The organism is Alphaproteobacteria bacterium (assembly GCA_016722515.1).
In the GTDB taxonomy this organism is placed as follows: domain Bacteria; phylum Pseudomonadota; class Alphaproteobacteria; order Rickettsiales; family JADKJE01; genus JADKJE01.
Window position 1 is genome coordinate 249963 of record JADKJE010000003.1, and the last position, 21777, is coordinate 271739.

Annotated in this window: 16 protein-coding genes; 10 read left to right on the plus strand and 6 right to left on the minus strand. The window is 42.4% G+C overall.

What is annotated here, in order from left to right:
- Positions 1-186: 186 nt before the first annotated feature.
- The 8 genes from IPP74_09760 (at position 187) to IPP74_09795 (ending at position 9792) form a co-directional block, all read left to right on the plus strand.
- Positions 187-1275 (plus strand): DUF2336 domain-containing protein, encoded by a 1089-nt coding sequence (locus tag IPP74_09760; protein ID MBL0319551.1) that lies wholly within the window; start codon positions 187-189, stop codon positions 1273-1275.
- Between the two features lie 110 nt (positions 1276-1385).
- A complete protein-coding gene (folE, locus tag IPP74_09765) occupies positions 1386-2027 on the plus strand; it encodes a GTP cyclohydrolase I FolE (GenBank protein MBL0319552.1) in 642 nt (213 codons plus the stop codon).
- A 60-nt stretch (positions 2028-2087) separates the two neighbouring features.
- The gene (locus tag IPP74_09770; GenBank protein MBL0319553.1) at positions 2088-3164 is read left to right on the plus strand and encodes a hypothetical protein; all 1077 of its coding nucleotides are present in this window, start codon (positions 2088-2090) and stop codon (positions 3162-3164) included.
- Between the two features lie 9 nt (positions 3165-3173).
- Positions 3174-3827 (plus strand): glutaredoxin 2, encoded by a 654-nt coding sequence (gene grxB, locus IPP74_09775; protein ID MBL0319554.1) that lies wholly within the window; start codon positions 3174-3176, stop codon positions 3825-3827.
- Positions 3828-3980: 153 nt separating this feature from the next.
- A complete protein-coding gene (locus IPP74_09780; GenBank protein ID MBL0319555.1) occupies positions 3981-4754 on the plus strand; it encodes an outer membrane lipoprotein carrier protein LolA in 774 nt (257 codons plus the stop codon).
- Between the two features lie 55 nt (positions 4755-4809).
- On the plus strand, positions 4810-6192 hold the full coding sequence (glmU, locus tag IPP74_09785; protein MBL0319556.1) for a bifunctional UDP-N-acetylglucosamine diphosphorylase/glucosamine-1-phosphate N-acetyltransferase GlmU: 1383 nt from the start codon (positions 4810-4812) through the stop codon (positions 6190-6192).
- A 104-nt stretch (positions 6193-6296) separates the two neighbouring features.
- A complete protein-coding gene (locus IPP74_09790) occupies positions 6297-8876 on the plus strand; it encodes a valine--tRNA ligase (GenBank protein ID MBL0319557.1) in 2580 nt (859 codons plus the stop codon).
- A 352-nt stretch (positions 8877-9228) separates the two neighbouring features.
- On the plus strand, positions 9229-9792 hold the full coding sequence (locus IPP74_09795; protein MBL0319558.1) for a hypothetical protein: 564 nt from the start codon (positions 9229-9231) through the stop codon (positions 9790-9792).
- 75 nt (positions 9793-9867) lie between these two features.
- On the opposite strand, the gene IPP74_09800 is transcribed toward IPP74_09795, so the two are convergent.
- Both IPP74_09800 and IPP74_09805 read right to left on the minus strand, forming a co-directional pair.
- Positions 9868-11754: a hypothetical protein gene (locus tag IPP74_09800; protein MBL0319559.1), complete on the minus strand. Its 1887-nt coding sequence runs from the start codon at positions 11752-11754 to the stop codon at positions 9868-9870.
- Positions 11751-14162, minus strand: a complete 2412-nt coding sequence (locus IPP74_09805) for a hypothetical protein (GenBank protein MBL0319560.1) — start codon at positions 14160-14162, stop codon at positions 11751-11753. Before IPP74_09805 ends, IPP74_09800 begins: the two co-directional genes overlap by 4 nt.
- A gap of 227 nt (positions 14163-14389) precedes the next feature.
- Here IPP74_09805 and IPP74_09810 point away from each other — a divergent pair, with 227 nt between their 5' ends.
- Positions 14390-15424: a hypothetical protein gene (locus IPP74_09810; protein MBL0319561.1), complete on the plus strand. Its 1035-nt coding sequence runs from the start codon at positions 14390-14392 to the stop codon at positions 15422-15424.
- On the opposite strand, the gene IPP74_09815 is transcribed toward IPP74_09810, so the two are convergent.
- The 4 genes from IPP74_09815 to IPP74_09830 all read right to left on the minus strand — a co-directional run bounded on the left by IPP74_09815 (position 15417) and on the right by IPP74_09830 (position 19461).
- A complete protein-coding gene (locus IPP74_09815; GenBank protein MBL0319562.1) occupies positions 15417-16241 on the minus strand; it encodes an FTR1 family protein in 825 nt (274 codons plus the stop codon). The genes IPP74_09810 and IPP74_09815 overlap by 8 nt on opposite strands.
- Before the next feature lie 99 nt (positions 16242-16340).
- Positions 16341-16787, minus strand: a complete 447-nt coding sequence (locus IPP74_09820) for a DUF1640 domain-containing protein (protein MBL0319563.1) — start codon at positions 16785-16787, stop codon at positions 16341-16343.
- A gap of 170 nt (positions 16788-16957) precedes the next feature.
- Positions 16958-18730: an acyl-CoA dehydrogenase C-terminal domain-containing protein gene (locus tag IPP74_09825; GenBank protein MBL0319564.1), complete on the minus strand. Its 1773-nt coding sequence runs from the start codon at positions 18728-18730 to the stop codon at positions 16958-16960.
- 122 nt (positions 18731-18852) lie between these two features.
- The gene (locus IPP74_09830) at positions 18853-19461 is read right to left on the minus strand and encodes a riboflavin synthase (GenBank protein ID MBL0319565.1); all 609 of its coding nucleotides are present in this window, start codon (positions 19459-19461) and stop codon (positions 18853-18855) included.
- Between the two features lie 376 nt (positions 19462-19837).
- Between IPP74_09830 and thiC the strand changes: the two genes are divergently transcribed.
- On the plus strand, positions 19838-21700 hold the full coding sequence (gene thiC / locus IPP74_09835) for a phosphomethylpyrimidine synthase ThiC (GenBank protein MBL0319566.1): 1863 nt from the start codon (positions 19838-19840) through the stop codon (positions 21698-21700).
- Positions 21701-21777: the final 77 nt, after the last annotated feature.

Genomic DNA, 21777 nt, shown 5'->3' on the forward strand with positions numbered 1-21777 from the left:
GTGGTAGTGGAGCAAAATAATTATTTTAGATCAAGCTCTTGCATATTGGACACTAGTGCTCTGGGAAGAGGCTAGATTCATCCCTATTCGCCTGAATCTGAGTTGGTGTGGGTAGCGCATTCAGGCGTTAACGACCTATTAAAACCTTCGTGCTATAAGTAATAAAACGACTCGAGGAGGCATCATATGGTTTCGGCACATTTATTAGAGGCAACAAAAAAACTAAAACTTGTTCCTAATCAAGAACATAAGATAAATATGATTCGTACATTGGCTGATTGCCTTAATTCATCGGCTTTTGGTTCTCAAGAGCTCGGTTTAGCAGAAGATATTCTACGTTTAAGTGCCAAGGATGAAGTGAAGGTAAGGGCCGCTGTATCGACCCATTTAAGTTCTTCGCAATATTTGCCGCATGATCTAGCCTTGTTACTGGCAGAAGATGATGAAGATCAAGTGAGTTTACCTATCCTGGAATATTCACCTGTTTTGACTCAAGATGACCTTTTACAGTTTGTTCATAAAATCGATAAAACGGGGTCACTGCGAGCCATAGCTAGAAGAGAGGATATTGGGTTTGATTTGTCACATGAACTGGTTGCCAAAGATAATCCCGAAGTATCAGAAACATTACTTGGAAATAAGAATGCCCACATTAATGACCAGACTTTTTATGCTGTGTTAAAGCAATCAAACCGTTATCCGAGTTTGGTTGAGTATCTCTGTGAAAGGACTGATTTAAGTTCAACATTGGTTGATAAACTCTATGTTGTGGTAGCAGAAGAATCAAAAGAACAGTTGATGAAGCAATATCCGCGGACGGCTAAGCCTGTGATAAGTTCTCAACAAAAATCCAATGAAAATACCATTTTGGCTAAAGTGGCAACCCACGATTCAAGACAGGTATTTGACTATGTCAGTTATCTTTATCAGCAGAAACGCTTGACCCCATCACTGACGATTCGTTCACTTTGTTACGGAAATTTGAATTTCTTTGAAGCGGCTATGTCGCGCTTGGCTGGTATTCCATTTCCTAATGCTAAGCGTTTGATTAGGGACGGCGGAAATAAAGGGTTTAAACTCTTGTACCAAACGTCTAAATTGCCGGATAACCTCTATGATGGACTGCAGCTACTGGTTGATTTTGTGATTGCTAACCCTGGTCTTAAGCCGGCGGATTTTCGTAAAAAATTAACAAGCCATATTATTAAGAACAGGTTGGAAGAATCCATACCATCGCTTACTTCTTTGTTGAATATTATCTCTGAAGGGGTGTAATTTTCTTAAAAATGTGCTACAATCAGCCCACCTATGCGGCTGGATGTCTAGTGCCCTGTGCTTGGAATTGAGGTTGGTATAGGTGTTATTTACCTAGCAGGAATCCTTCCATGAAAGCTCACGCACTTAAACTAGCCGATACCTTAGCCCCCAATAAAAGTGACGATATTATCCGTCCAACTCGCCAAGAGGCGGAGGCAGCAGTCCGTACGCTTATTCTGTGGGCTGGCGATAATCCAGACCGTGAAGGCCTTATCGATACCCCACGCCGGGTGGCCAAAAGTTATGAAGAATTTTTTTGCGGTTACAATGAAGATCCCAAAACGCTCTTGCAACGTACCTTTGAAGAAGTTGAGGATTATGATGAGATGATTTTGCTGCGTGATATTCGTATCGAATCATACTGCGAGCATCATATGGTTCCCATTATTGGCCGTGCGCATATTGCTTATATACCTAGTCAACGAGTGGTGGGTATCAGTAAGTTGGCACGTGTGGTTGAGGCGTTTTCTAAGCGTTTGCAGATCCAGGAAAAACTAACGGCCCAGGTCGCTAACACGATCAACGAAGTGCTGCAGCCACGAGGCGTAGGCGTGGTAATCGAAGCGAGTCATCAATGTATGACAACGCGCGGTGTCCATAAGTCGGATGTTGTGATGCAAACCAGCCACATGCTTGGTTTATTTCGTTCGGATAAAAAAACGAGACAAGAATTTTTTAATCTGGTATGCTCTACTAGATCATGGTCGTAAACAAGAGCTATGACACATTATATAGTAGTTGAATAGAGGCTTATTCGTAAGGGGGATGCGATGCTGCTGATGGGGGATCCACTTCCGTGGTTTAATGGAAACTTGTTAACTGGCCAACCTTTTTCGTTACAGAAATTAGGGGGGCGTTTTGTCGTTATGTTCTTTTTGGGTGCGCTCAGGGATGCTAAAAGCCGGCGTATCATTGACTATATTAATCAAAGTGAATTATGGAAGTCCCAGGCGCTTGCACCGGTATTTATTAGCTGCGACCGTCGTGATTCATTATGGTCAACCAGCACAGAATTAGACGACCATCTCTTTTGTGTTGCCGATTTTGATGGAAACATGAGTGCCAGAATGGGCGCGACTGATGGTGAATTTGATCCAGTCTCACAGCAGCCCTTATCCTATAGGCGCTTTTGTGTGGTGAGTGATCCATTCCTCAGGGTATTGCATCTCATCTCATTGGCGGATCCAGATGCCTGTGTGAGCACGCTGGAATCGCTCTTAAAAGCAGAGGTTCAGGCTAAAACCAAACAGGAGAAAATCGCTTTAAGTGCACCAATATTATTACTGCCTAGGGTATTAGAATCGCGTTTGCGATTTGGTTTATCCGCTAGTCATCAAGGGCAGGAACAGGCCGCTAAAATGATTTTGACAGGCTTAAGGTTCAGAACGCGAGATGCAGTTGACAGGGAATTTCCTGTGCGGGATGAGCATTTGCGTGAACAAATCAAAAAGATATTAGCCAAGCGTGTGTTTAATGAAATGAATAAATGTTTCCATTTTAAGGTGACACATTTAGAACATGTGGTAACCGAAAAATGCAGTGAACATAATCCGGTTATACGCCAGCGAGACAATACCACATCGGCTAACGCACATCGCCAATTTGGGCTGATCGCCAATATCAGTGAAGATGGCACCGCTCCCCTTGGCGTATCATTTCCTGAATTTGGTAATCTACTGTATCAAATAGAACCAGGGGCGGTACTTGTGTATTCATCAAGTTTATTATACACTCCCGTGGTAGAAGAACCAAACTCAGCCATGATGTTGCGGCTTTATATGTTTGATGAGCATGGGGCTCATGTTAAACGCCGTTTTCATCAGCATATTGGCGCTGAGTTTGTTTAGGGAATCATTATGCACACCTTGTATATATACGACCATTGCCCATATTGCGTGAAAGCGCGGATGATTTTTGGATTAAAAAACGTTCCAGTGCAATTAAAAGTGTTGCTCAATGACGATGAAGCGACACCTCATTCGATGATTTCAAAGAAAATGGTCCCAATTCTTGCGAAGGAAGATGGCACTTTTTTGCCTGAGAGTATGGATATTATCCGCACGATCGATGCCTTGGACGGCAAACCAATCGTGACCAGTTCGCCCGGGAATAGCAAGTTAGATCCTTGGTACGCGAAGTCGCGGCAAATGGTGTATCAACTCTGTATGCCCAGATGGGTCCAAGCACCGCTTGAAGAATTTGCTACCCAAGAAGCAAGAGCCTATTTTATCGCTAAAAAAGAAGCGATGATTGGTAGTTTCCAGCAGCATTTAGCCAACAGCCCTGAGCTCATCCGGCTGGCAGATGAATTATTGAAAGAATTGGATGTGCTGATTGATTCACTTGAATTCGTGCATGGCGAGCTTAGTGAAGATGATATTCATCTGTTTGCGGTGTTAAGAAGCCTGTCGATAGTTAAAGGGATAACGTATCCCCAAAATGTAGAAAAATACCGCCAGCATCTAAGTCAGATTTCTGGCGTTCCTTTGCTGGATGGGCTAGCTATTTAAGTTGATGTGCTCGGGCGGCTTCAGGCGTTCCCACTGTTATACTAAAAAATAACTAATCCCTAGAGTGAGACTGAAATGATTATCCCTTGCTAATGCGTTGCCCAACATTTATGATTATGAATCAATCGTGCTTGGCTATTTTAAGGGATAACTATGTTGAAATATTTTATAACGTTGGGTTCGTGTATTGCTATGGTGAGCATGGCAAATCTTTCTTTGGCCCAGCAGCCTAAGGCATTGACTAAAGTATCATCCGAACCCGAAGATGGTATCAAAACCAATAGCAAAAATGATACATCAGTGAGTGGCAAAAAAAGTGTGCAGAGCATTAAACAGCCTGTCACCCCTAAAGTGGTGAGGGGAATTTATTATTCACCCGAGCGTCAGCAATATGACATCACCCGGGTTGAACACTATTTAAATGGTTTAACCACGATGGTCGCCGATTTTACCCAATTCTCTCCTGATGGCAGTAAACAGGGGGGCAAGTTTTATCTGTCACGTCCGGGTAAGTTACGTTGGGAATATAGTCCGGTTCCTCCGGTTGTGATTGTGGCTCGCAACGGTAGTGTGACTTACTTCGATAAAGAATTAAATCAGGTCTCACACGTCACCAGCGATGATCCGCTGGCTAATATTTTAACCCGTAAAAAAATTGAGCTCAAAGGTGACCTTCAAGTGGTTTATCTGGATAAGCCCAAAGATGAAATTATTGTTTCAATCGTGAAACAAAAAAATCCAACAGAAGGCCGTGTTACCTTCACCATGAAAGACCCTTCCATGCAGTTAGAATCCATCGAAGTAGCCGATTCAGCAGGCAATATAACAAAAATTAACTTTAGCAATGTAGTCTTAGGTGGACCTGTGAAAGAGAGTTTGTTCTATATTAATCAAAATATGGAATCGAACCGGAGTCGCAGACGTTAATACAGAAATTGAATACACAAACTTAATACACAAATATTGCTAAAGAGGTAGGGGTATGGCACAGGTTCATAATAAAGGAATAACAGCCATTATTTTAGCTGCTGGTAAAGGCAAGCGCATGAAATCAAGCTTGCCTAAAGTCATGCACGCTTTGGCTTCTAAGCCGATGATCCAGCATGTGGTTTCACTTGTTGAGTCGCTTGGAATTTCTCACATTCATGTGGTTGTCAGTCCTGAAGGAGATGCGGTAGCCAAGACGGTAGCCCCGTATCCAACCATTATCCAACATCCAGCCCAAGGCACAGGGCATGCAGTTGATGTTGCGGTTAAAGCTATTGGATCGGCGCATTTACAGGATATCGTCCTGGTGCTATATGGCGATACGCCTTTAATTTATGCCAATACGCTGAGGCGCATGTTACAGGTGATGGAAAGTGACCGTAAACCAGCTGTGGTGGTGCTTGGATTCCTGGCAGAAAATCCAAGTGGTTATGGCCGCTTGCTGGTGCATGGGGAATCACTGGAAGGGATTATTGAAGAAAAAGATGCCAGTGACGAACAAAAGGCAATCAGCCTATGCAATTCGGGGGTTATGGCCATTCGTTCCGGGCAATTGCCGGGTTTACTGGCGCAATTAAAAAATCATAATGCCCAGGGCGAATATTATTTAACGGATATTGTGCAGCTTGCCCGTGAGCAAGGGCTTTCATGTAGCTATATCGAATGCCATGAACAGGAAGTCCAGGGTATCAATAGCCGCCAGCAATTAGCACTTTGTGAGTCAATGATTCAACAACGTCTCCGCCTGAATGCTATGGATCAGGGCGTTACACTGATTGATCCGCATTCGGTAACCTTAGCCGTTGATACGAATTTTGGCCAAGATATTATTATTGAGCCCCATGTGTTTATTGGGCCCAAAGTGAGCATAGCAAATAATGTCCATATTAAAGCCTTTTCGCATATCGAAGGGGCGCATATTGGCCAGGGGGCTGTCGTTGGCCCTTTTGCACGGTTGCGTCCTGGCGCTGTTTTGGAAGACGATGTTAAAATCGGTAATTTTGTGGAAGTGAAACAATCCACTTTCCATAAAGGTGCCAAAGCATCCCATCTCAGTTATGTCGGTGATAGTACGGTAGGTGAGGGAGCCAATATCGGCGCTGGAACCATTACCTGTAATTATGATGGCTATAACAAACACCACACAGACATAGGCGCCCATGCTTTTATTGGTTCCAATACGGCTTTGGTGGCCCCAGTGATCATTGGCGAAGGGGCAATCATTGGAGCCGGGTCAACCATCAGCAGAGATGTTCCCAAGGATAGCCTATCGTTGACACGGTCAGAACAAAAAATACGTGAGGGCAAAGCTAATGGCATTAGAAATAAACTCAAAGCCAAAAAAGAATTAAAAAAAGAATCGAAAGTAGAAAATTAAAACGCTTTTATTGCTAGAAGGCTTGCCCTTTAACTCCCTTGAATTTAAAGCTCTTACAGGATATAGTCCCGGGTTATTAAACATATAAAGAACTGGGTTATTTCATGTCTACTTTACCTGATAAATACGAGCATAAAAGCGTTGAGCATAAGTGGCAGCAATTCTGGGATGAGCGTAAAACCTACGCCTGGGATCAGGCTGAATCACGTCAAAATAGCTATGTGATTGATACGCCGCCGCCAACGGTGTCGGGCCTTTTGCACATGGGGCACGTATTCTCTTATACCCAGGCAGATATCGTAGCACGCTACCAGCGTATGAAGGGTAAAAACGTGTTCTACCCGATTGGTTTTGATGATAATGGCTTACCAACTGAGCGCCTTGTTGAAAAAACCAAAAATGTCAAAGCCGTTGATATGCCGCGCGAGCAGTTTATTACCTTGTGCCAGGAAGTGGTACAAGAGGCTGAAGAGGCATTTCGCGCTTTATTCAAATCGGTGGCCTTATCCGTTGATTGGGCTCAGGAATATCAAACGATTTCTGCCAGAAGCCGTAAAATTTCGCAAATGTCATTTATCGACCTCTACCGTAAAGACCGGGCATTCAGGCAATTGCAGCCAACCTTGTGGGATCCTGCCGATCGTACGGCTTTAGCTCAAGCGGATGTTGAAGATAAAGAACAAGCCAGCGTAATGAATGATATCGTCTTTAAAACCGAAACCGGTGACGCGTTAATCATTGCAACGACCCGTCCTGAGTTGTTAGCAGCCTGCGTCTGTGTATTTTATCACCCCGATGATGCACGTTATCAACATTTGCAAGGTACATACGCTATTACTCCATTATTTGGCATTAAAGTGCCGATCCTTGCCGATGAACATGTCAGTATCGAAAAAGGAACCGGATTGGTCATGTGCTGTACCTTTGGTGATTTACAGGATATTGACTGGTGGAAATCCCACCGCCTGGAAACAAGGGTGATCCTCGATAAAACTGGCCGTCTTAGCCATATGGAGCATACCTATAATGGCAAAAGCCCTTCGGTTAATCCTGCAGCTGACGTTCAAGCCATTTGTGAGCGTCTTACGGGGCTAACTTCTAAAAAGGCTCGCGAGGAAACCTTAGAGATGATGAAAGAAAAGGGGTTGTTGCTCAAACAGGTGCCCATTCAAAACGTGGTTAAATGTGCCGAACGCTCCGGAGCTCCCTTAGAAATTTTGGTAACGCCGCAATGGTTTATTAAAATACTCGATCAAAAAGCAGAATTTCTTAAAAAGGCTGCGGCTATTAACTGGCATCCTGCTTATATGAAAGTACGGATGGATCAGTGGATTGAAGGCTTAAATTGGGACTGGTGCATTAGCCGCCAGCGTTTCTTTGGGGTGCCGTTTCCTGTTTGGTATTCCAAAAGGGCAGGTGAGGAAGGTAAGGTGCTATTGGCAGATATCGACCAATTGCCGGTTGACCCATTGGTCGATCTGCCTAAAGGTTATAGTCGCGATGAAGTCAATGCCGAGCAGGATGTCATGGATACCTGGGCAACCAGTTCGGTGTCACCGCAATTATCGTCATGGGGAATATCTGATGTGCTGGCGATTGATAGTGACCGCCATCAGAAATTATTTCCTGCTGATTTACGTCCGCAAGCACATGAAATTATCCGTACCTGGGCCTTTTATACGCTGGTAAAAGCGCATTACCACCAAGACACGATTCCCTGGGACAATATCATGATCAGTGGTTGGTGCCTGGCTGCCGATAAAACCAAAATGTCCAAATCGAAGGGCAATGTGGTAACGCCCGTTGATTTGATTGAGGAAAAAGGCGCGGATGTTGTGCGCTACTGGGCGTCTACATCACGTTTAGGGGCGGATACTGCCTATTCGGAAGATGTACTTAAAAATGGTAAACGACTGACCAATAAACTTTGGAATGCCACCAAGTTTGCTGCCATTCACTTAAGCAAATGCCAGACTCCACCTTCTACCCCGAAGCAGGATGAACAACAGGGGTGCATTACAGAAGTGGTGGATAGGTGGATTCTTTCGCGCCTCCATGCTGTTGTTAAAAAGGCCACAGAGGAATTTGAACGTAATGAATATTGCATTGCCCGTACCGCCATTGAAGAGTTCTTTTGGAAAGATTTTTGCGATAATTACTTAGAGTTTGTGAAGGCCAGGGCCTATGCTGAGCAGGAAGGCATTACCAGCCAGATGCAACAAAGTGCCGTGATAACCATTTATCATTGCCTGGAGACGTTGTTACGGCTGTTTGCCCCGGTATTACCGCATATGACTGAAGAACTTTACAGCCATATTTTTGCTGATCGTTACCAAGCGCTTGGTTCAATTCATGCCCGTGGTACCTGGCCTAAGAGTGATGATTACTTTACTGATGAGTCGGCTCTGATCGTAGGGCAGGCTACAGTTGAGGTACTCGACACCGTTCGTCGATACAAGGCCGAGCATAATGTTTCACCTAAACGCGGTCTTAAAACGCTAGCTATCCACGATCAACCACAGCATCTTGGCAAGACTAAACTTGTGCAATTGGCGTTGTTTGACTTAAAACATGTCTGTAATGCGCAAGAGGTTCTCTTTAATGATGGCAATAGTCATCATGGATTGGTATCGGAACAGGGTTTATTTACGGTAGTCACTGAATTATTGGCCGATGAAGCGTAGCCCAAATACGCCTTATTTCCACCTCTGGAAGAAGAGGTGGCTTAAGAACCAGGGCTGTGTGAAGGAGTGGGTGCCCCTTTTTTCCTGACTTCTGCCAGATTTGAGGCTGTTTGGTTCTATTTTTAATAGAATCATTTAATGACAGCATGTTGCCTTCACCCCACCCCAGCCTTCGGCCACACCTCCTCACCAGAAGTGGAGATAAGGGAAGTTTTTATAATATAAAACAATATAAAATAAATAAAACAAAATAATTCATCCTCAAATGGAGGGGTGTTTAAGTAATGTATTGTCAATTATTAGCTGGCATATTGGAATTATAAGCAAGTAAAACCAATTAAAAGGTAGTGGTATGAAAATAAAAATCTTAACATTGTCTTCAGTGATACTGGCCATGACAGCATGTGCTAGCAATCATAAACAGACAGCTCGTATCGAAGAAGAAAGCTATCAGTTTTCTCAAACGGTGATGAGTCCGAATGACAAGAAATTGTCATGTAAGGAATTATTACTGGAGATGAATGAGGCCGAATTCTTTCACAAAGCAGCCCAAGAAGATCAACATATTGGTTTTGGTGGAGTTTTGAGCCCCGTTAAATCGATGCATACGTATCGTACTGCTACCGAAACGATTCACAATACCCAAGCTCGTGTTGAGTATTTGAATCAAATCTATAATGTCCTGAGTTGCAATGGCAGATCGGGCGTTAAAAATGCAAGCGTAGAGTCCCCTCGCAAAACCATGATGAATGAGCAGGTCTCACAAAGAGATTATCCGGAAAAGGTCACCCCCGACCAACGATATTCTCACTATGAAATGCAACATTCATTAAATGCCCCTCAACCGCTTGAGGAACCTACTATTGCACTCCCCTATGATGATGAAGAAGAGACCTCACACAATGACAGTATCTAATTCATCAAGATGAAATGGAACAGTTTTACCTGCAAAATGCGCTAGGAGGCCCTTTGGGGCCTCCTTTCTATTTTATTAACTAACGTGATACCGTGGGCGATGAGGACTAATGAAATTTTCAGGAAAGCTGATAATAACCGTTGTTCCTACGCCAAAGACACTTTCGATCAAAAAGGTGCCACCTAGAATTTCTATCAATTTTTGAGATAGAGGCAGCCCAAGACCAACCCCTCCATAGCGGCGATTAAGACCACTTTCGCCTTGCTGAAAAGGGTGGATGATGCGTTCGATGTCATCTTCTTTGATCCCTGAACCGCTGTCATTGATTAATAATAAAAATTGTCGAGTTTTATTGGCCGAACGGTGGATTTTAACGCTGATCGTAATTTGTTTTTGTGATGACATAAATTTAATGGCATTCGACAAAATATTAATAATAATTTGTTTAAGGCGAATACGGTCTGAAATCAGATAAGGAATATTGGTATCCGCTTCAATGGTGATATTGAGTTTTTTCTCTTCGATAATATCCAAGGCTATGGTGATCGATTCGTGCAATAACTTAACGATATCAATATCTTCATAACGGATCTGCAGGTTACCTTCATCAGCACGTACGTAGTCAAGGATAGTATCGATTAGGCCTAATAGGTGACTGCCAGCCGATTGGATATCTTTGACATAATCATAATATTTTGGATGGCCAAGTGGGCCATATAATTCTTTTGTTTGAATAGACGCATAGCCAATAATAGCATTAAGGGGAGTTCGTAATTCGTGGGTAATGCAGGAAAGAAAATCAGACTTAGCCTTAACTGCGTTCTCGGCTATTTCAGTTTTCTTTACTAATTCCAGTTCAGTTGCTTTCCTTTCTGCTATGTAATGGGCTATGTTGTGCAACTGTGTGCTTAGTGATTGAAATTCAGCCGTTTGGAACTTAGGCAATTCTTTCGTAGGTTCATCCTCTGCCAGGTTATGGGCATGATTTGTCAGTAAAATAATAGGATTGATAACCCGATGCTTTCCCCATAAAAAAATAAGAGGAATCGATGATAAAATAATCATTAATTCAACAAGTCGGGGGACAAAGGAATTTAATAATTCATGATAGGAAAAATCTGGATTATGGCGCAAAACCAAAATATAATCAGAATTTGCCACTCTAAAATATTTATATTCTTGAGGAATGATGCGGGTATTTTCAGATAGCGTACCTGAATAAAGACGCTGGTTTTTCTTTAATTCAAGTGCTCTTAGAAAGTTAGTTGATGGAGACCAGTTTTGTGCCGATTTAGACCAGGCAACAGGTAGATTCTTGGTGCCTATTAACATAAAATCAATGCCGGGTGATTGTATAAGTGTCTCAATACGCTTCATAATTCCATCAAGCGAAAAGCCGATAATAAGGCCTCCTGCAAAACGACCATTATCAAGGGTTGCCCCCATACCGCAGGTAAGGATATATTCACCACTGACCATACCGATTACAGGGATAGGCGAAAAAACAGCGGTCCAGGGTTGATCCTGCATCGTTTGAACATATTCACGGCTGCTTACATCAATTGGCGCATCCAGGATACCCTTTTTACTGTTGACGGTTAATTTTAAACTTGGGGTGATCCAGGAAAACATATTCCAGGAAAGCATATTAGAGGCATTATCTTCAATTTTAAATGTGCTGAATAACTTGTTATTGAGGTTGTTTTCTACGATTTGCTTATTGAGTTGCTCCATCGTATCCTTAGTTGAAGCAAGTGAAAAACGAAATGCTTCCTCAATACGCGCTGATTCTCTGGCAAGGATAAGAGAGGAGCGTTCCTGATAAAACTGATACAAAGCCAGTCCAAAATAGCCAAAAAGAAAAACTAAGACTGAAGTCAGAATAAGAGAAATAATAATTAATTCTTGCTTAAGTGAGCGAGAGGCTGGGGCTATGGAGGGAGAGGATCGCGGCTTTATCATCGCCTATCTCCACAGCGTGTGTACGAAACCCGCGGGTTGGATGACAATTGCGTTGCATGACTTATCCAAGAAAAATTAGCCTTATCACGCACTTCTATTATTGCTTTGGCAGGGCTTAAATGAGCGCGATTCAAATTATAAAATGTAACAATAGACTCTCCATTGCAAACAAGGCTTGAATATTGAACATAGAGTGCGCGAAAATGCTGTTTTTGAGGTTCCGATAACTGACGATCTATCTTTATACTTACAGTTTTTTCCGTTTTGTTAGAAATTGAGTATAACATCTTGAAATAAAGGAAATGATCTGGGGTTTCTATATTAAGGTCATCGACATTCGTTGCTTTAAATCCTGCAAGAAATATTTCATCGATTACTTCAAAAGCATGTTGTTTAATTTTTATTCCCTTTATGTTTGCAGGGGACACAATTAAGTCTTCGTGACCTTGTACAAAGATATCTTTTAAGCTTTCAATAGCATGAATGACCCTTTTGGGGCTCATTGATGGGGGTTTTTCAACAAAACCATTTGATTGTATGGGAGGTGTGGCTAGAGGGGCTGGCTCCAAATATATTGTGGTTCTATAGTGCTGTTCTAAGTGATTTGCTTCCACAGGTAACATGGCGAATTTAATTTTAATATTATAGAGTGGCCTTAGATAAGACAGATCATATCTAGGAGAATGATTAGCTCTAGGGGAGTAATCAGCTCTTGATTCGTGCTTTAAACCTTTTCCGTGGAAAGTATTTTCAGCCGTTGCCGTATCCGAATATTCTTTAGAGGGGTACTCTATGGAATAAGTGTATTTCGGGCTAAAATTTTGTGAATTAGAAACTAACGGAGGAGCAGAGTGTACGAAAGGACGAGGGAACGATGAGCTTCTAGTCACATTTCTGGAAGGAGGAAAACTAAGAATGATGTCTACAGGTTCACTTACACTTCTACTCCTAATGTTAATATCTTCTCCGTTGAAATCAATGTGTTGTTCGACACATTCACGGAAATCCTCGACAAGTGATGAACAAAAATCTTCAATCTTTAAATAGTCTCTTTTGTGTACCGTTGTTAAATGTTTTTTCAATGTTTTAATTGCTGGATAATGGAGTCCCAATGAATCAGCGATTTGATCTACAGCATGAATCAGATGGTCTGACTCTGTTTGTATGTGTCGGGTAGCGGGATCATTTATTTGTCGTAACCAAGTTTGAAATACAGATGCGGCATAATGTTTAAGTTTAGTAGACCAATTACTTATCAGTTGTTCATAATTTGAATAAATTTTATTGGGGTCATTATCGTGTACAGAGTTGCTTTGCTCGTTTCTTATTTTGGATGAAAATTGCTGTATCTCACCGTATAATATTTTTAGTATCTTTCCTAAATTTTCTAACAATTCAGGTTCAGCTTTTTTGAGGAGATCAGAATTGGTTGGGTCTAGAATGTCACCGTACGTTATTTTATGAGCTTTTGCACTCTCCTTCCGTTCCGTCTTTTCAGCGTGTAGCAAAAAGGCTGAAACAAGAATTTCAAGCGGTCCCATAGTCGCATTGACCGCAAGTTTAGCCATGATATCGGGCATTAAATCAGACGGTTTTTCAAATGTGTAACCAATAGCATCTAAAAACTGGGCGACTGCGTCAATTGAACAACTGGATCGCGTTACACCTTCAACGCCTCCAAGTACAAAAGGGACATATTGCTTACTACGATGATTGCCTGCTGTACTAATGGGCCGTGTTGCGCTTTGTGTCGAGGCCATTCTTACGATCATGGGTACAGGATAAACTTTTGATTCACAAAGGAAATTTTTAATTTCATCTTTGGGGTCTATCGTTAATGAAATAGCTTGATTATATCCTCGTTTAATGAGGTACAGTGGTATCCATGGTGCAATCCCATTTTGGGTCAGGCACACATTGACATTTTTATGGGTTGAGGACTCTACGATATAACGAAGAGCAGGCAAAGCCGAACCTAACTGTGGTGCCTGACAGGTTGTGATGATTGTAGAGACATGTTTGGGGAGAGCAGATAACGGCTTAATATCGGGGTATTTTGAATCGTGTTTTTTTTCCGTATCAGAGTAATATAAATCTATCTTCTGCAATGGAATAAACATCTCAAAACTGGCTGGATGTATGATCGAATCGTCTTTATGCCATTTAACTAGAATTCCTGGTGTATTAGCCAGTGGGTTATCTGAATCAAGACTAATACCCTTGTATAATTGTTCGATAGTTTTTCCTCCTGGAGGAACCAGGATAGCCAATTTCGGTAGGTGATTTGTTTTTTTCCCCTGTTCTTCCAATGTTTTAAGCGTATGACAATATTGAGCGAATATCTGCTTTCCTATGGCTCCAAAGCCAAACAAGACGATAATGTTGCTTGGTTGTTGATCTCCTGCCACTCTACGTTCCTCATACTGATACAATGTTTTTTTCCTCTAATCCCCATTAAAGGTTGGAATAATATTCCGTGAATCACTTCTACCAAAAATACCAAAAAAATCAATGAGATTTTGTTGATTCTTTTATGAATATTTCTTTAAAAACAACATTTCAAATGGATGATTGAGATAGTCATGTGTATGTATTCGTGCTATGCTCAGGGCGGATGTGATAAAAGAGAGGGGTTATGGATATAGAATTTCATTATTACCTAACGTATTTAATTGCGGTGAGAGCCGGATTTTCTACGGATATAGCTAATATTATTGCTTATACAAATCAATATGTTGATGACAACATTGAATCATTTAAAATTGATGAGGATAAACCTTCCAATTATAGCAATATTGTTACTCAAACCATGAATATTTTAAAACCCAAGCGACAGCTCGGAAAAATTTATCCATTATTTCATTTCGTTCCTGGCGTAGTTAGAGATGCAAGTTTACGTAATGATGGTAAAATAAATCCTCTCCTTACCACTGCAAATAGCCCATTGGTGAATGAAATTATGGATTGGGCTCTGTCAACAGATAATCCATTTTGCATAGGTATGGCCTGCCATGCTTATGCTGACAGTTGGGCGCATCAGAATTTTTCAGGCTTCTTTGATCGTATCAATGGTATAAGTGGGTTTCCTCAAGCTTTAGTCCCTGATATTGGGCACGCAGATGCTGGCCATGTGCCTGACCAAATCGCCCATGTCTGGAAAGATACTCGCTTAAAGGCAGAGTATGCAGTCATCAATAATAATATAAGATTTATGGATGCGGCCAAACATCTTTTTTATAAGTTTAAAGAGTATAATGTTCCTCAATCGTCACAGGATGATTTGGAGTATGAAGGGCGAAGCCTTATTGCCGAACTTTTAAACGCCATTGGCCCGCGCGATGAGGGTAACCAGCTTCAGCAGGTGCGCATTGCGGCGTATCAGACCTTAGGCTTGAATCCTGAGTTTGGAAGCATAACTATCCCTACCTATGACAAGAATGCTTGGTTTAAAGAAGCCGTTAAACTTAAATATGTTGTGATTCCAGGTCGGGATCAAGCACAGGGGGCACAACATATGACCTATGAATGGAAAGATCGCACGGGATATACGCACAGCCATTGGTATCAATTCCAGGAAGCAGCAAAACTCTATCAAAAGAATGCCTGGGATATTATTAATGCTGTGGTGGATATTCAAGCCTACATAAAAGACCAGGAAGTCGTTAGCTAGCCTGTTGTTTACGCTTTAGCTGAATTCCCAGAGGATTAACCACGGTCAATAATGCTGCCAGTGTAGTCAGGTAAACGGCAAGCTGTGCAGCGCTGGGTCTTGCTGTGTAGCCAATCAGCGCATGCAGGGTTTGTCCAAATGCTCCATGTTCGTTCAGTAGCCACGAACTATCCCACAATTGGCTAGAAAGAGATTCAAAATAACCGGCTGAAACTAAATAGCCAAAGCCTTGTGACATCATGCCGGCAACTAATAAAATCAACAAAAGGCTGGTACCACGAAAGAATAATTTGCTAGAAAAACTAATTAAACCTCTATAAAGCAAGCCACCTATTAATAAACCCGATCCTACACCGATAGCAAAGCCAATGGACAATGAAAGCCAGGATTCTCCTGTGGCAATCATACCAAAGGTAAAGAGTACTATTTCTGTTCCTTCACGCAGTATGGCTAACGCAATCACAATCGAAAGGGCATAAAAGGGGGTGTTGCCATCTCGAATGTCGGCCCCTAATAGTTGAAATTGTGTTTTTATATGTCGTGCATGTTTTTGCATCCATAAAACAGTCCAGGCGATAAAAAGGGATGCTGTAAAAAGTATACCTGCATTAAAAATCTCCTGCCCAGTGCCTGAAGCCAGGTTGGCGATACGATCTGTAAAGAAAGCAACAATAGCTGATCCCAAAATGCCGGCTCCGATACCGATATAAATCCATTTCTGCCGACCTACCATATCCTTGGTGGCGGCGATAACCACGCTTAGAATAAGCATAATTTCAAACACTTCGCGAAAAATAATAAGGGCAGTAGAGAGCATCGTTGCATCCTTCAAATCAATGTATAATAATGATAATCATTATTACCTTGTTCGTGATTATATCAGAAAACAAGGGAATGGGCAAGGTCCTTGATGGGGCTAGATCACATGTATAAATTTTAGAATGCCAAGGAAGCTACTCATTTGAACGATAGCTAATCCAATTATCCATTTAATAATATCGAATTTCATGTCTCTCATCTCAATCCGAAGATCGGCACGGATGCTGGTTCCCATTTCCTTCATATCTGCGCGGATGCTGGTTTCCATTCCCTTCATATCTGCGCGGATGCTGGTTTCCATTTCCTTCATATCTGCGCGGATTCTGGTTTCCATTTCCTTCATATCTGCGCGGATGCTGGTTTCCGTTTCCTTCATGTGCGATAGTAAGAATGCAGATGATTCATTAACATCTCGTTTACTTGCAGAGATATCGACTTGCTGATCGATCGTTTCCTTCATTACGTCGGCAATGGCTTCTGAGATCTTTTTTTCAAGCCCTGAACTCTCTAGTTTTCTTGCAATTTTTAGTGTATCAAACATCATAACGGGATATCTTTTGATGCTTTGTTGCATAATGGTTTACCCAAATCATTGTACTACGCCAGTTCCGTATGAGCAATCAGAAAATAGTTGGAATATAACTATAACCTTTGCTTCAACGTTCTGGTATTTTATACAATAAATTGTATATATCAAGTGCTAATTTTATGCCACTAAAAATGGGACTCTTCCATTTCCATAATTGACTTTGAACCAGATGTTATGGTTGCTAAAAGCCCATAATGTTGAGGCAATATTTTCTGGATGAAAAAGCGTGCCGTAGCAAGTTTCGCTTGATAAAAACTGCTGGGATTTGTCTTTTGCTTGTTTAAACATAATTCAGCCATTTTAGCAAAATGAAATCCAAGTGCTACATGCCCAAACATGGTGAGATAGTCAGTGGCAGCTGCGGCTCCGTCCTCGGGATTGGTAAGTCCTTTTTGGGCAATCCATAAAGAGGCTTGCTGAAGGCTGGTAACGGCTTGATAAAGCGGTTTATTAAACTCAGCCATTTCTGGGGTATCGCGATGTGAATTAATAAATTGAGTTATGGGGTGGAAAAAACTTCTTAAATAACGCCCGGTATTACGCGGTAATTTTCTACCAACTAAATCAAGTGCCTGAATGCCATTAGCTCCTTCATAGATTTGAGCAATTCTGGCGTCACGTGAGTATTGTTCAATTCCTGATTCACGAATATAACCATGCCCACCATACACTTGCATTGCAAGATTGGCTGCTTCAAATCCTTTGTCGGTTAAATAAGCTTTCAGGATTGGTGTCATTAATTGTACATAATCGTCGGCAGCAGCTTTAACTAATTTATCAGGGTGATGCTTGCTGATGTCCAGTTGCAAAGCAATATCCAAAACAAGAGCACGCGCACCTTCAACAAAGCTGCGCATCGTCAGTAGCATTCGGCGTACATCGGGATGCACAACGATAGGATCAGCGGATTTCTCTGGATATTTTTTGCCGTTTAAACTTCTGCCTTGTAAACGTTCTTTGGCATATTGGGCGGCATTTTGATACGCAACTTCGGCAAGCCCTAACCCCTGAACTCCCACATACAGGCGGGCTTCATTCATCATAGTAAACATGGCACGCAAGCCTTTATGTGGGATGCCAACCATGTAGGCTTTAGCATTTTCATAATGCATCACACAGGTCGGAGTGCCATGTATCCCCATTTTTTCTTCCATGGAAGTACAGGTTATGCCATTTGGCTTGTTCGTATCCAGATCATTTTTGCCAGCCAAAAAGAGGCTGATGCCATGCACACCTTCAGGTGCGTCTGGTAATTTTGCTAGTACCATGTGGACAATATTACCAACGGCATCATGTTCGCCGGCTGAAATGAAGATCTTATCTCCAAACAAGCGATAACTACCATCGGGTTGAGGTTCTGCACGGGTGGTAATCAGACCAAGGTCAGTGCCACATTGTGGTTCGGTAAGGCACATAACGCCGGTCCATTCACCACTGGTCAGTTTAGGTAATACAACATGCTTTAACGTTTCGTCTCCATGTACTGCAAGCGCATTATAGGCACCGTGTGATAGTCCAGGAATAATACCAAATGCTAAATTAGCAGAACAGATCATTTCGATCATCGGCATATTAATGACATTCGGTAAGCCTTGACCACCAAATGCAGGATCACAGGTAAAAGAGCTCCATCCTGATTGGGTATAGGCTTCATAAGCTTCTTTAAATCCCGGAGCCAGGGTTACTTTTCCATTATCAAAGGTGCAGCCATGTTTATCCCCTACTTGATTAAGAGGGAAAAGCACTTCTTCACAAAATTTGCCACCCTCTTGCACAATCGACTCGATCAAGTCGGGGCTAAGCTCTTTAAAACCGGTAATGTCGTTTAACGATGAAAGATCAAAATATTCTTGTAAAAGAAATAGATAGTCGCGAATCGGTGCATGAAAAATAGGCATGTGTGTCCTCTTATCCCAATATGAAAACCTCAAAAAAGGTAACCCCAGCATAGTGGAAGAAAGTTTATGATAAATTAATAATAGAACTAAAAATCATCAGCTGTCCAGCGTCTGATGATAATTTACGTATCACTTTTTAAATAGGAAAGGGCATGGACCACATAGCGAGCCAGCAAATCCACTTCAATATTCACTTTTGTTTCAAGGGAATAGGTATGAATAATGGTGTGATTCCAGGTATGAGGAATCACCGCAATACGAATGAGTGTGTTTTCAATCCCAGCGACGGTGAGGGAGCAGCCGTCAACCGTCAACGAACCTTTTTCGACGACATAAGGGAGATATTCTTTAGGAATGTCAAGCATGAGGTCATAATGATCGCCCCGAGGGTTGATCTGATGGACTTTGGCAATGCCATCGACATGTCCCGATGTAATATGTCCGCCTAGGGGATCACCAGCTGCCAAGGGGGATTCCAGGTTAATACGCGTGCCTTCTTTCCAGTTACCAAGTGTCGTACGGCTGACTGATTCTGGTGAAACTTCGATTGAAAAGGCATTCATATGCTGCTGATAATTGACCACAGTCATGCAGGCGCCATTACAGGCAACAGATGCTCCAAGCTGTAAATGTTTGGGATCAAGGTTCGACAGGATAACCAACAAAGAGCCATGGGTATTATGGGTTGCAGATAAAACGGTACCGATAGATTGGACAAGGCCGGTGAACATAGGTTATCAATCCACTTAATCTTTATTGAGTACTACTCTATGGCTTTTCTCCTGTCAAGGAAGACATAAACGATTCAGCATCCGACAAAAAGGCAGGCACGTCTTAACGGTACCCACTGTGTTTTCATCCCTAATATCATTGTAGAAAATCTAAGTTAAATATACATTAATAATGGATTCAATCCCTTTCGTTAACCCATTCGTGACACTCTCCTGTGATCGGTTACGTTTCGCGACTCATGCTCCTCTGCCAAATTACACAGCCTGAATGAAGTGGATGGAGCGTGATGGTTATCGGATTCATTGCTTCGTTTAAACCTCTTTTCATGCAAACGAAATAATGTTAGAATAGGGGCTCATTAATCAAGGGTCTGTTATGTCTGTATCACCAGCTCACGAAAGCCAAGGCCAGCTTAAAGAAAATAAAATCCGTATTAGTACGGATCCATTTCCAGCCTCACAAAAAATTCATGTAGAGGGTGCACTTTTTCCTGATATCCAAGTTGCCATGCGGGAAGTAAGCTTATCGGTGCCAGGATTGGAACCAGTACGGGTTTATGATACCTCGGGTCCCTATACAGATCCTGCCGTTGAAGTCAATGTTTATGAAGGCTTGCTTCCCAAGCGCGAGGCCTGGATTATGGCACGAGGTGATATTGAAAGTTATGAAGGCCGTCAGATTAAGCCTGAAGATAACGGATATACGGGAACAGGGTTTCAACATGGCCAGGCCATGTCGTTCCCTGGGCATCGCCGCCGCTGTGTTCGTGCAAAAAACAACCAGTCTGCGACTCAGCTTTATTATGCTAAAAAAGGAATTATTACGCCAGAGATGGAGTATGTGGCCCTGCGAGAAAATCTTGGTTATAAAGACAAGCTAGAGGCAAACAGTAAGGGCGGACATAGCTTTGGGGCTGCTTTGCCACAAAAATTTACGCCTGAGTTTGTTCGACAGGAAGTCGCACGGGGGCGTGCCGTGATTCCTGTAAATGTGAATCACCCCGAAATTGAGCCTATGGCCATCGGACGTAATTTTGCGGTTAAGATTAATGCCAATATTGGCAATTCTGCGATTACCTCATCCATTGAAGAAGAAGTCGAAAAAATGGTGTGGGCCTGCCGTTGGGGGGCTGATACGATAATGGATCTCTCTACGGGTAAAAATATCCATACGACGCGTGAATGGATTATCCGCAATTCTCCAGTCCCTATTGGTACAGTGCCTATTTATCAGGCTTTAGAAAAAGTAGGTGGTATTGCGGAAGACCTTAGCTGGGATGTGTTTCGAGATACGTTGATTGAACAGGCGGAGCAGGGGGTGGATTATTTTACCATCCATGCTGGGGTTCTCCTGCGTTATGTCCCTTTAACGGCGGATCGGGTAACCGGTATTGTGTCACGTGGTGGCTCAATCCTTGCAAAATGGTGTATTGCCCATCATCAGGAAAATTTCCTTTATACTCATTTTGATGATATTTGCGAAATTATGCGCGCCTATGATATTACATTCTCATTGGGAGATGGACTGCGTCCAGGGTGCATTGCTGATGCTAATGACGCGGCCCAATTTGCTGAACTTGAAACCCTTGGTGAATTAACCAAGCGTGCTTGGGAGCGTGACTGCCAGGTTATCGTTGAAGGTCCTGGGCATGTGCCGATGCACCTTATTAAAGAAAACATGGAAAAACAACTTGAGCATTGTGCGGAAGCTCCCTTTTATACGCTTGGCCCCTTAACAACGGATATTGCTCCAGGTTACGATCATATTACTTCGGCTATTGGTGCGGCAATGATTGGCTGGTATGGTACGGCGATGTTGTGTTATGTAACTCCTAAAGAACATTTAGGGTTGCCAGATCGTGAAGATGTTAAACAGGGGGTGATTGCTTATAAAATAGCGGCTCACGCAGCTGATTTGGCTAAAGGCCATCCTGGAGCACAAATGCGTGACAACGCCTTGAGTCACGCCAGATTTGATTTTAGGTGGGACGACCAGTTTAACCTAGCATTGGATCCGGATACGGCACGTAGTTATCATGATGAAACCTTGCCGGCGCAAGGGGCTAAGGTGGCTCATTTTTGTTCAATGTGTGGACCCAAATTCTGTTCCATGAAAATTACTCAGGATGTTCGGACTTACACCCAGGAGTTGAAAGCAAAGGAACAGGGAATGACAGAAATGTCCCAAAAATTCAAGGAAATGGGCAGTTCAATCTACGTTGAGTTGGAAAAAGCGTAACCCCTGTCATTTTTTCTTAAATAAAGGGAAAATGGTGATTGACATGGGGCTATCACACGATATAGTATAGGGCTTCC